Below are 11,896 nucleotides of genomic sequence, written 5' to 3'. Positions count from 1 at the left end.
AACCTTTTGGCCGCAACTGCGTTTGCAAATCGGAACCAGGAGAGACATTCATGGCGACTACGCCGGAAAAGACGATCGGCGCTGAGCGCGTGTCACCGTCCGCGGCCCGGCCGCAACGCGATACAAGACTGGATGTATTGCGCGGGCTGGCCCTGATCACGATCTTCATCAATCACGTCCCCGGGCAGATTTTCGAATATGTGACGACGAAGAATTTCGGCTTCTCCGACGCTGCCGAAGCCTTCGTGCTCATCTCGGGTATTGCAGTCGGCCTTGCCTATGGATCGGGCTTCAAGTTCGGCCGCAGGCTGGAGATGGCGAAGAAGGCCGTGAAGCGTGCCTTTACGCTCTATCTCGCCCATATGATCACCACCTTCATCACGCTGGCGCTGTTCATCTGCGGCGCCTGGCTGTTCCATAGGCCGGGGCTGCTGGTGGAGATCAATATCCTGGCGGTGCTGACCAACCTCAAGGAAGGTATTCCGGCGCTGCTGCTGCTCGGCCATCAGATCGGCTACAACAACATCCTGCCGATGTATGGCGCGCTGATGCTGATGGTGCCGATCATCCTGCTGTTGAACTCCTGGCACCCCCTGCTGGCGCTCACTGTCTCGGGCACCGTATGGTTCGTCTCGGGCATCTACCAGATCGCGCCGCATAACATGATCATTGCCGACTACTGGTTCCTGAACCCGCTGTCGTGGCAGTTCATCTTCACGATCGGCATCGTCGGCATGATGCATGTGAAGCGTGGCGGCAGGTTGCCGCGCCATCCCGTCCTGTTCATGCTGGCGTCGGGCTATGTAGCGCTATCCTTTGCCTGGGTCGTAGGTCATCTCTGGGATCTCGGCAATGCGCTGGCGGCACTTGGTCTGCCTGCAGTCATCACCGGCTTCGACAAGACCTTCCTGTCGCTGCCGCGTCTGCTGCATGTGCTGGCGCTGACCTATCTGGTCATCAACATTCCGGCTCTGTCGCGCCTCCTGCGCCGTCCGGCTGATCATCCGCTAACGATCCTTGGCCGTCATTCGCTGAACATCTTCGTTGCTGGCACGATTCTCGCCATGGCGGGTCAGGTTCTGCTCTACGTCACCAATCGCGACCAGTTCATCGGCCCGATGTTCGTGATCGCCGGTCTCTCGGCCCAGTTTGCCTATGCCTACCATCTGGAGCGCAAGCGCCTGGATGCGAAGGTGAAGCCGGTGATAGCGCGCACCGCGGTGCCGGTCGCCATACGGGTCGGCGACCGCCGGAAATAAGCTGTAGGGATCGATTTGATGCCAATGGCCGGTGGGGTTCTCTCCACCGGCTATTTTTTATGCGCGAGAATGTTGATGAGGCGGCCAAAGGGATCGCGGACATAAAAGCGGCGGACTCCCCACGGCTCGTCGGCGGGGCCATAGACGATCTCGAAGTCTGCCTTCCGCATATCCTCAAGCACGGCATCGACATCATCCATCTCGATGGAGAGATCGGGCACATCCGTACCGGACCCGCCCTCGCTGGCGATGCTGACTTGCACCTGCATGGCAGTGGCATTGCCATAGGTTACGATCCAGCCGTGATCCATCAGCAGATCGAGCCCCAGGATGTCGCCGTAGAAACGCTGCGCCAGCGACAGGTCGCCGGCGGCGATGTTGGTGATGATGCGGCGAACGGCCAAAGCTGCTTCCTCCGGCGCCAAATGCGCGGAGCCGATGCTAGCGGCTTTCACTACTGGATTGAAGCATTGGAGTGCTTGGTATCGCTTGAGTGATCCCTGTGATCACCGGCCGGTCATGTGAAGCACCGAGCTCGCTCTTGTGCACGTCGCAAAGCATTAGATCGCGCGATCAATCCGGCGACCGCGAAGCAGCGGTATCGGAAGTGAGCCTTAGGCTAAGGAGCACACAAACCAGAGCGCAAAAGAAAAAGGCCGGAAGGTGATCCTTCCGGCCTTTGGCATTTCGTTGCGGCTGTCGCCTTATGCGGCTTCGGTGGCGTGTGCCTTGCGGACTTCGTCGTCCGTCAGGATGCCGCTGGCGCGGAGCAGGGCGGCGAAGCGGCCGTTGCTCTGGCTGAGTTCGTCGAAGCTACCCTGCTCGACGATCCGGCCATTGTCGAGGAACAGCACCTTGTCGGCCTCGCGGACCGTCGAGAGACGGTGGGCGATAATGAAGGTGGTGCGGTTCTGGCGCAGGTTGTCGATGGCGGCCTTCACGCGGTTTTCGGTTTCGACGTCGAGCGCGCTGGTCGCCTCGTCGAGCACGAGGATCGGCGCGTCTTTCAGGATGGCGCGGGCGATCGCGATACGCTGACGCTCACCACCGGAGAGACGGTTGCCGCGCTCGCCGACATGCGTGTCGTACTGGTCTTCGCGCGTCTCGATGAAGTCGGCAGCTGCAGCAGCTTCCGCTGCCTGGCGCATTTCTTCTTCGCTGGCGCCCTCGCGGCCGAGGCGGATGTTGTCGCTGATCGAACGGTTCAGCAGACCGGCATCCTGGAACACGGTTGCGATGAAGCGGCGCAGCGACTTGCGGGTCACCTTGGTGATGTCATGGCCATCGACCAAGATCTGGCCGCTGTCGGGGTCGTAGACGCGCTGCAGCAGGTTGACGAGTGTCGTCTTGCCGGCGCCGGTCGGGCCGACGATCGCGATCGTCTGGCCGGCCTTGGCCTTGAAGTTGACGTTGTGCAGACCCTGCGACGAGTTGCCGAAGCCGAAGGAGACGTCGCGGAATTCGACTTCGCCCTTGACGTCCTTGATGTCGGCATTGCCGGCAGGCTCTTCACGGTCACGAACGGAGTCTTCGAGGACATAGAAGTCCTCGAGCTTCGAGCGGGCTTCAAAGATCTGCGTGGCGAACTGGCGCATCTGGTCGAGACGCGAGATCAGCAGGTTGGCAAAGCCGATGAAGGCAATGACGTCACCGATCTTGATTTCGCCAGCCTGCACCAGCAGCGTGCCGATGACGAGGATGACCATCATGGCGATCGTGGAAGCCATGCGGTTCAGCGCGCCGGCAATAGCCCACCAGTCGAGAACCGGATACTGGGCCTGCAGAAGGCGATCAGTAAAGCCCTTCAGAGCCTTGGTTTCAGCTTCGATACGGTTGTAGCTGTGCAGCACCGAAACGTTGCTGATCGAGTCGCTGACATGCGAAAAGACAGTGTGGTAGTGGTTTTCGACCGAAGCCTGACCATCCTTCGTGCGGCTCATGACCACACGGCCGATCGCCCAGTAGGCTGCGCCGAGCACCAGCAGCACGATCGACAGGCGATAGTCCATCGAGATGGCGGTCGGGATCAGCAGGCCGATAGCGACAGCAGTCGCAAGGTGGTTGCGCATGAACTCGAGCCAGAGGCCGAACAGCGTCTCGCAGGCGCGCAGCAGCGTATGCAGCGCGTTGGACGTGCCACGCTGATGATGCCAGGAGAGCGGCATGGAAATGATGCGGCCGAAGGCTTCAGTCAGAAGCGTGGCGCGCCGGCCATGCGCCAGCCTGTCAGCCTCGCGGGCGACAAGCACGAAGGCGATGGTGTTGAAGACGGCGAAACCGGCCCACATGAACAGGATCGGCTTCACTTCGCCCTTGCCGGAGATGGCATCGATAATGCGGCCGAAGAGGATCGGTTCCGCGATGGTAATGGCCGCCAGAACAATGTTGGCAACGACCACCAGGGATACGCGGAGCTTGTAGGCGCCAAGGTAGCGCAAAGCTCTTGCATAGACCTTGAATAGCGACACAGCAGTACCTCTTTTGTGCATCTGCAAAACGGGATGCTGCGACGCTACTAAAATCTACCTGAACCGGCGATTAACACCGCGTTCACGCACCGCTTTTTCGACATTGTGACAGCAGGGTGCGACGAGATGACATCGGTTGAAAACTGTTCAATGGACAACAGTCGTGACAATTTTCGCTTGCATTTGGAAGGTCATACGTCACACCATAAAGCATACGGGTTAAAATGATTAAACCGAAGACCGTTGAGATGCCGGCTGCGTTTTTTGCCGGTCGACGGCCCTCAACCGCACGCCCTTTTCGGGCAGGGGGCATTTGTGAATATTCATTCGTTGATTCAATTGCTTGTCGTTATCGAAGAATGCAAGAAGATCGAACGTGTGGTCGAGGAGCTTGAGAATGTTCTGCATTCCTATGGCTTCGAATATTTCGTTCTTCTGCGTCACCCGAAGCGCAGCGTCGATCCCTGGGGCGCCGTGCTCGCCGGCGACTGGCCGGAGAAATGGACGCAGGTTTATGCAACCAAGAAATATTTCCTGATCGATCCGACCGTCCGCTATCTCGGACAGACGAGCCGCCCATTCCGCTGGCAGGAAGCGCTCGCCGCCTATCGTCGAGACCCGCATCAGCGCCGGATGGAGCAGATGATGAACGATGCTGCCCAGCATGGACTGAGCGATGGTTATGTGCTTCCGGTCCATGGTCGAAGCGGCCTGCTCGGCAGCCTCAGCATCGGCGGCGTGCCCGTCGATCTGTCTCCGGTGGAGCTTTCGCTGTTTTGCACCGTGACGCACAAGGCCTTCTGGCGGCTATTGGAATTGCGGGGCGAGGCGGAGGCTTTGGACAGCCCTACGCTGATGGAAACGCCGCTGACACGGCGCGAACTGGAGATCCTGCATTATCTCGCCGATGGCATGACCTCGATCGAGATCAGCAAGTTGCTGAGCATCTCCAACCACACTGTCGACTGGTATATGAACGGAATTCAGGACAAACTGAAGGCCAAAAACCGCCAGCAGGCCGTCGCTTTGGCCTTTAGATACGGCTTAATTACCTGATGGCGGAGAAATTCTATTTCGTGGCGGCAAGGGAAATTGAACTTTCTGTAACAGCACGTTAAGAATTCTCTTCGCGGGTGCAGCATTGCCCGCGTCCCGTGCTTTGAGGAGAGTGCATTGCCCATATCCAAGATTCTTGTCGCCAACCGTTCCGAAATTGCCATCCGCGTATTCCGCGCGGCCAACGAGCTTGGGATAAAAACGGTCGCGATATGGGCGGAGGAAGACAAGCTCGCATTGCACCGCTTCAAAGCGGACGAAAGCTATCAGGTCGGACGCGGGCCGCATCTTGAGCGTGATCTCGGTCCGATCGAAAGCTATCTGTCGATCGACGAAGTGATCCGTGTTGCCAAGCTTTCCGGCGCCGATGCTATTCATCCGGGCTACGGTCTGCTGTCCGAGAGCCCCGAATTCGTCGACGCCTGCAACAAGGCCGGCATCACCTTCATCGGTCCGCGGGCCGATACGATGCGCCAGCTCGGCAACAAGGTTGCAGCGCGCAATCTGGCGATCTCCGTCGGCGTTCCCGTTGTTCCGGCAACCGAGCCGCTTCCTGACGACATGAAGGAAGTTGCCCGCATGGCCGAAGAGATCGGCTATCCGGTGATGCTGAAGGCATCCTGGGGCGGTGGTGGCCGCGGCATGCGCGCGATCCGCGATCCGAAGGATCTTGCCCGCGAAGTGACCGAAGCCAAGCGCGAAGCGATGGCCGCCTTCGGCAAGGACGAAGTCTATCTCGAAAAGCTCGTCGAGCGCGCCCGCCACGTCGAAAGCCAGATCCTCGGCGATACGCATGGCAATGTCGTGCATCTCTTCGAGCGCGATTGCTCCATCCAGCGCCGTAACCAGAAGGTCGTCGAGCGCGCGCCGGCACCTTATCTCAGCGAAGCGCAGCGCCAGGAACTCGCCGCCTACTCGCTGAAGATCGCCGAGGCAACCAACTATGTCGGCGCCGGCACCGTCGAATATCTGATGGATGCCGATACCGGCAAATTCTACTTCATCGAAGTCAATCCGCGCATCCAGGTCGAGCACACCGTCACCGAAGTCGTCACCGGCATCGATATCGTCAAGGCGCAGATCCATATTCTCGACGGCTTTGCCATCGGTACGCCTGAGTCCGGCGTCCCCAAGCAGGCCGATATCCGCCTCAACGGTCATGCGCTGCAGTGCCGCATCACCACCGAGGATCCGGAGCATAACTTCATTCCGGACTATGGACGTATCACCGCCTACCGCTCGGCATCGGGCTTCGGCATCCGCCTCGATGGCGGCACGTCCTATTCGGGCGCGATCATCACCCGCTATTACGATCCGCTGCTCGTCAAGGTAACGGCCTGGGCGCCAAACCCGTCGGAAGCGATCTCGCGCATGGACCGCGCGCTGCGTGAATTCCGTATCCGCGGCGTCGCCACCAACCTGACCTTTCTGGAAGCGATCATCACGCATCCGAAGTTCCGCGATAACAGCTACACGACGCGCTTTATCGACTCGACGCCGGAGCTCTTCCAGCAGGTCAAGCGCCAGGACCGCGCCACCAAGCTCCTGACCTATCTCGCCGATGTCACCGTCAACGGTCATCCGGAAGCCAAGGACCGGCCGAAGCCGTCTGCCGATATCGCAGAGCCGGTCGTTCCCTATATCGAAGGCGGAAAGGTGCCGGATGGCACCAAGCAGCTGCTCGACAAGCTGGGCCCGAAGAAGTTCGGCGAATGGATGCGCAACGAGAAGCGCGTGCTGATGACCGACACGACGATGCGTGACGGCCACCAGTCGCTGCTGGCAACGCGCATGCGCACCTATGACATTGCCCGGATCGCCAGCACCTATGCCCAGGCGCTGCCGAACCTCTTGTCGCTGGAATGCTGGGGTGGCGCGACCTTCGACGTCTCCATGCGCTTCCTGACGGAAGATCCGTGGGAGCGTCTGTCGCAGGTGCGCGAGGCCGCGCCGAACCTGCTTCTGCAGATGCTGCTGCGCGGCGCCAACGGCGTCGGCTACAAGAATTACCCCGACAATGTCGTCAAATACTTCGTCCGTCAGGCGGCTGCCGGCGGCATTGACCTCTTCCGCGTTTTCGACTGCCTGAACTGGGTCGAGAACATGCGCGTCTCGATGGATGCGGTTGCCGAAGAGAACAAGCTTTGCGAAGCGGCGATCTGCTACACCGGCGATATCCTGAACTCGGCGCGCCCGAAATACGATCTGAAGTATTACACGGATCTCGCCGTCCAGCTGGAAAAGGCCGGCGCGCATATCATCGCGCTGAAGGACATGGCGGGTCTCCTGAAGCCGGCCGCTGCCAAGGTTCTCTTCAAAGCGCTGCGCGAGGCGACCAGCCTGCCGATCCACTTCCACACGCATGATACGTCGGGTATCGCGGCCGCGACCGTTCTTGCGGCTGTCGATGCCGGTGTCGATGCTGTCGATGCGGCGATGGACGCGCTGTCGGGCAATACCTCGCAGCCCTGCCTCGGCTCGATCGTCGAAGCGCTGCGCGGCTCCGAGCGCGATCCGGGCCTCGATCCGGAATGGATCCGCCGCATCTCCTTCTATTGGGAAGCGGTGCGCCACCAGTACGCGGCCTTCGAGAGCGATCTCAAGGGTCCGGCATCCGAAGTCTACCTGCACGAAATGCCGGGCGGCCAGTTCACCAACCTCAAGGAACAGGCCCGCTCGCTCGGTCTCGAGACCCGCTGGCACAAGGTGGCGCAGGCCTATGCCGACGCCAACCAGATGTTCGGCGATATCGTCAAGGTGACGCCGTCCTCCAAGGTGGTCGGCGACATGGCGCTGATGATGGTGAGCCAGGACCTGACGGTCGCCGATGTCATCAATCCGGACAAGGAAGTCTCCTTCCCGGAATCGGTGGTCTCGATGCTGAAGGGCGACCTCGGTCAGCCGCCGTCCGGCTGGCCGGAAGCGCTGCAGAAGAAGGCGCTGAAGGGCGATGCACCCTATACGGTGCGTCCGGGCTCGCTGCTTGAAGACGCCGATCTCGATGCCGAGCGCAAGGCGATCGAAACCAAGCTCGAGCGCGAGGTCACCGACTTCGAATTCGCGTCCTACCTGATGTATCCGAAGGTCTTCACTGACTTCGCCTTCGCATCGGATACCTACGGCCCGGTCTCGGTTCTGCCGACGCCTGCCTATTTCTACGGTCTGGCCGATGGCGAGGAGCTGTTTGCCGATATCGAGAAGGGCAAAACGCTGGTTATCGTCAATCAGGCGATGAGCGGCACCGACAGCCAGGGCATGGTCACCGTGTTCTTCGAGCTCAACGGCCAGCCACGCCGCATCAAGGTGCCGGATCGTGCCCATGGCGCATCGGGTGCCGCTGCCCGCCGCAAGGCGGAGCCCGGTAATGCCGCCCATGTCGGCGCGCCGATGCCGGGTGTCATCTCCCGCGTCTTCGTCTCGCCCGGCCAGGCGATCAATGCCGGCGACGTGCTTGTCTCGATCGAGGCCATGAAGATGGAAACGGCGATCCACGCCGAGAAGGACGGCACGATCGCCGAAGTTCTCGTCAAGGCCGGCGATCAGATCGACGCCAAGGACCTGCTGGTCACTTACGCGGGCTAAAGATTTGAGCGGCGGGCCTCAGGCCCGCCCTTTTCATTTGAAGAGTGCGGCCGCCTAGATATCGTAGGTGTGGGCGGCGTTGATCGTCGAGATGAAGCGCTTGGTGCGCTCACGCTCAGGCGCCGTGAAGATCGCCTTGGCGCTGCCGGTTTCGACGACGCTTCCGGCTTCCAGGAAAACGACGTTGTTGGCGATCTTCGAGGCAAGGCGCAGGTCGTGCGTTGCCATCACCATGGTCGTACCTTCGCTGGCGAGCTTGCCGAGGACGTCGACGACTTCGGCAGACAGTTCCGGATCGAGCGCCGATGTCGGCTCATCGCAGAGCAGGACGCGCGGCGATGGCGCAAGGGCACGGGCGATTGCCACGCGCTGCTGCTGTCCACCCGATAGCGTCGAGGGCCAAGCGTCCGTTTTGTGCGCCATTCCGACCTTCGTCATCAGCTCCAGTGCCCGCGCGCGGGCTTTCTCCTTTGGCCATTTCAGCACGGTGACGAGGCTTTCCATGACGTTCTCGATTGCCGTCTGGTGCGGAAAGAGCTGGAAATTCTGGAAGACCATGCCTGTCTGGCGGCGGATCTTCTGGATCGATTGCCAGCCGGTCTTCTTGCCGGGCGCGAAATCGAGGCGCTCATCGCCGATGCGGATTGCGCCCGCAGTCGGGATCTCAAGCAGGTTGATGCAGCGCAGCAGCGTGCTCTTGCCGCCGCCGGAAGGGCCGACGAGCGCGGTGACGCTGCCTTCGGGAATGCTGATGCTGATATCCTTGAGGATGACGGCGTCGCCGAAGCGTTTTTCGATGTTGGAAAGCTCGATCATGAATTTGCCTCCAGCGTGCCGCCATAGCGGGCGAAGCGGCGTTCAAGCCTGACCTGCAGGGCCGAAAGCACGGAGCTCAGGACGAGATAGATGAGGGCCGCCTCGATATACAGGATCAGCGGTTCATAGGTCGTGGCGACGATGCGCTGGGCGGCCTGGAAGAGCTCGGGCACGGTAATCGCCGCTGCGAGCGAGGTGTCCTTGACCAGCGAGATGAAGGTGTTTGACAGCGGCGGCACGGCGACGCGGGCGGCCTGCGGCAGGATGGTGCGGGTCATTGCCTGGCGCCAGTTCATGCCGATCGAATAGGCGGCTTCCCACTGGCCCTTCGGCACCGAGGAGATGACGGCACGGATGATTTCGGAGCTGTAGGCGCCGATATTCAGGGTGAAGCCGATCAGCGCTGCCGGGAAGGCATCCAGCAGAATGCCGATGCTCGGAAGGCCGTAGAAGATGACGAAGAGCTGCACGAGCAGCGGCGTGCCTCTGATAATCCAGACATAGAAGCGAGCGATCGCCGCAAACGGTGCCGGACCGAACAGCCGGGCAACGGCGGTCAGCAATCCGAGGGCAAGCCCGAAGACAAAGGAAAGAAGCGTCAGCGGAATGGTGAACTTGATGCCGCCCCACAGGAGCGTCGGCAGCGATTCCACCATCAATTGGAGCCAGTGCGGCACGGGTATTCCCTCTCACGGATTATGCGTTGACGTGGAATACCCCTCCCCAACCCCTCCCCACAAGAGGGAGGAGCTCGGAGGAAGCGCCGTTCCGGCATAAATCGACCCTATCCGCCTTGGCCTTCCTGCTCATTTCGTGAAACGGCCAATAAAAAGCCCCTCCTGCTTGTGGGGGAGGGGCTGGGGAAGGGTCTGCTTTAACAGCCAGACTTACTTGGAAACGTCCTGACCGAAATACTTGTCGGCGATCTTCTTGTAGGTGCCGTCGGCCTTGATGTCGACGAGGGCCTTGTTGATCGCTTCGAGCAGTTCCGGCTCGCCCTTGCGGATGATGATGCCGGAGTAGTCGGCATTTTCCTGCTGGGCTACGATCTTCACCGGAGCGTCGGGCTTGTGCTTCTTGAAGTCGAGGAAAGAAAGGCTGTCGTTGACGGTCGCGTCAGCGCGCTTGGTCAGAACGAGCTGGATCGACTGGTCGAAACCGTCGGTGCCGACGAGTTCTGCGCCGGCCTGTTCGGCGAGCTTGCCGAAGTTGCTGGTCAGCGACTGTGCGGACTTCTTGCCTTTGAGGTCGGCGAAGGACTTGATGCTGTCGTCGTCCGAACGGGCGATCAGAACGGCCTTGGAGGCGATGTAGGGCTCGGAGAAGTCGTACTTCTGCTTGCGGGCGTCGGTGATGCCGACCTGATTGATGACGGTGTCGTAGCGGTTGGCATCGAGACCGGCGATCAGGCCGTCCCACTTGCCTTCGACGAACTCGGCCTTGACGCCGAGCTTGGCGGCGACGGCTTCGCCGATTTCGACGTCGAAGCCGACGAGCTTGTTGCTGTCGTCATGGTAGGTGAAGGGCGCGTAGGTGCCTTCCGTGCCGATCTTCAGGACGCCAGCCGACTTGATGGCGGCGAGGTTTTCGCCAGCGTGAGCGGCGAAAGCGGCTGCGGAGATCAGGGCTGCGGCGGCAATGGTCTTCAGGATTTTCATTTTTCTGTTCCGTAAAGGGAGGAAATTCAATGCTGCATAGATCGCAGAAAATAGGGCGTGGCGAAGCGTAGAAAACTGCAAAGAAAATCGGCAACTGCGAATATTTTTCTCATTTGCCGCGTTTTTGGCGCGGCTTGTTTCAGAGCGTCAATAAACGTGTGCCGGCCGGGCTATTGCACGCCTGTGATTATATGTTTATGCACGTTTCTATCTGTTTGTGCCGATTATTGTCTGGAGCAAGGATGAACGTGAACGAAATGTTGCTGCGCGAGCGGCAGGGACTGATTTCCATCAAGCTGGAGACGCATGGGCGCGTGCTGGCGGCAGAACTTGCGAGCGAATTCGGCGTCTCCGAAGATACGATCCGCCGGGATTTGCGCGAGATGGCCGCGGCCGGGCTCTGCGAGCGCGTCTATGGCGGCGCTTTGCCGGTTTCGCCCGCAGGTGGCAGCCTCAAGCAGCGGATGAGCGTCGCTTTCGAGCGCAAGCAATCGCTGGCGCAGGCCGCAGTGTCGCAGATCAAAGCGGGATCGACCGTGTTCTTCGATGCCGGCAGCACCAACCTGGCGATCGCCAATGCGCTTTCGCAGGACATGGCGTTGACGGCTGCGACCAATGCCCCGGCGATTGCCGCGGCGCTGCTCGACAAGGCCGGTGTCAACGTCATCCTGATCGGCGGCCAGATCGACCGCCAGGTCGGCGGGGCGCTGGGCGCCAAGGCGCTGCGCGACATGGAGCAACTATCGCCCGATCTCTGCGTGCTCGGCGCCTGTGGCGTCGATCTGGAAGCGGGTGTCACGACCTTCGGGTTCGAGGATGCCGAATTCAAGCGGTTCGCCGCTTCGAAGAGCCGCCGGGTGCTGGTGGCCGCGACATCGGAGAAATTCGGCACCGCTGCGCCTCACAGCGTGCTGCCGGTCGCCCACTGCGAATGCCTTGTCGTCGAGCATGATGCCGACGAGACCCTGCTTGCCGCTTATCGCGAGCGAGGGTGCCGGACCGTGCAGGCGGCGGCGAACTGAATATGGAACGGCCTGCTGGCATGCAGGTGGTAATG

At 60.7% G+C, this 11,896-nt stretch carries 9 protein-coding genes; 4 read left to right on the top strand and 5 right to left on the bottom strand.

The window, feature by feature from the left end; translation table 11 throughout:
• The first annotated feature begins 50 nt into the window (after positions 1-50).
• Positions 51-1,259 carry an OpgC family protein gene (locus ACEN84_RS08265; protein ID WP_413710537.1) on the top strand — a complete coding sequence of 403 codons (1,209 nt, stop codon included), beginning with the start codon at positions 51-53 and terminating at the stop codon, positions 1,257-1,259.
• 50 nt (positions 1,260-1,309) lie between these two features.
• Here ACEN84_RS08265 and ACEN84_RS08260 read toward each other — a convergent pair whose 3' ends face one another.
• Both ACEN84_RS08260 and ACEN84_RS08255 read right to left on the bottom strand, forming a co-directional pair.
• Positions 1,310-1,663, bottom strand: coding sequence for a VOC family protein (locus ACEN84_RS08260; protein WP_413710536.1), 354 nt, complete (start codon positions 1,661-1,663; stop codon positions 1,310-1,312).
• 300 nt (positions 1,664-1,963) lie between these two features.
• Positions 1,964-3,727, bottom strand: coding sequence for a glucan ABC transporter ATP-binding protein/ permease (locus tag ACEN84_RS08255; RefSeq protein WP_130283081.1), 1,764 nt, complete (start codon positions 3,725-3,727; stop codon positions 1,964-1,966).
• Positions 3,728-4,042: 315 nt separating this feature from the next.
• Between ACEN84_RS08255 and ACEN84_RS08250 the strand changes: the two genes are divergently transcribed.
• Together ACEN84_RS08250 and pyc are read left to right on the top strand one after the other, a co-directional pair.
• Positions 4,043-4,783, top strand: coding sequence for a LuxR family transcriptional regulator (locus tag ACEN84_RS08250; RefSeq protein ID WP_112718209.1), 741 nt, complete (start codon positions 4,043-4,045; stop codon positions 4,781-4,783).
• Between the two features lie 117 nt (positions 4,784-4,900).
• The gene (pyc, locus tag ACEN84_RS08245; protein ID WP_413710535.1) at positions 4,901-8,365 is read left to right on the top strand and encodes a pyruvate carboxylase; all 3,465 of its coding nucleotides are present in this window, start codon (positions 4,901-4,903) and stop codon (positions 8,363-8,365) included.
• Between the two features lie 54 nt (positions 8,366-8,419).
• Here the strand turns inward: pyc and ACEN84_RS08240 are convergent, their stop codons facing one another.
• From ACEN84_RS08240 to ACEN84_RS08230, 3 genes are all read right to left on the bottom strand, one after another.
• Positions 8,420-9,181 carry an amino acid ABC transporter ATP-binding protein gene (locus ACEN84_RS08240; RefSeq protein WP_413710534.1) on the bottom strand — a complete coding sequence of 254 codons (762 nt, stop codon included), beginning with the start codon at positions 9,179-9,181 and terminating at the stop codon, positions 8,420-8,422.
• A complete protein-coding gene (locus ACEN84_RS08235) occupies positions 9,178-9,858 on the bottom strand; it encodes an amino acid ABC transporter permease (protein ID WP_130283086.1) in 681 nt (226 codons plus the stop codon). The genes ACEN84_RS08240 and ACEN84_RS08235 overlap by 4 nt, the downstream gene beginning before the upstream one ends.
• A 210-nt stretch (positions 9,859-10,068) precedes the next feature.
• On the bottom strand, positions 10,069-10,839 hold the full coding sequence (locus ACEN84_RS08230) for an amino acid ABC transporter substrate-binding protein (RefSeq protein ID WP_112718217.1): 771 nt from the start codon (positions 10,837-10,839) through the stop codon (positions 10,069-10,071).
• 242 nt (positions 10,840-11,081) lie between these two features.
• Here ACEN84_RS08230 and ACEN84_RS08225 point away from each other — a divergent pair, with 242 nt between their 5' ends.
• Positions 11,082-11,861, top strand: coding sequence for a DeoR/GlpR family DNA-binding transcription regulator (locus tag ACEN84_RS08225; protein WP_413710533.1), 780 nt, complete (start codon positions 11,082-11,084; stop codon positions 11,859-11,861).
• Positions 11,862-11,896 lie beyond the last annotated feature (35 nt).

The sequence above is a fragment of the Rhizobium sp. Rhizsp82 genome, assembly GCF_047325115.1.
GTDB lineage: Bacteria > Pseudomonadota > Alphaproteobacteria > Rhizobiales > Rhizobiaceae > Rhizobium.
This window is presented reverse-complemented; position numbering and strand designations above follow the sequence as displayed.

What these genes read in the sequence shown, in the direction of transcription:
- ACEN84_RS08265 (WP_413710537.1), top strand. Translation starts at nt 51, where the DNA reads ATGGCGACTACGCCGGAAAAGACGATCGGCGCTGAGCGCGTGTCACCG.
- ACEN84_RS08240 (WP_413710534.1), bottom strand. Translation starts at nt 9,181, where the DNA reads ATGATCGAGCTTTCCAACATCGAAAAACGCTTCGGCGACGCCGTCATC.
- ACEN84_RS08230 (WP_112718217.1), bottom strand. Translation starts at nt 10,839, where the DNA reads ATGAAAATCCTGAAGACCATTGCCGCCGCAGCCCTGATCTCCGCAGCC.
- ACEN84_RS08225 (WP_413710533.1), top strand. Translation starts at nt 11,082, where the DNA reads ATGAACGTGAACGAAATGTTGCTGCGCGAGCGGCAGGGACTGATTTCC.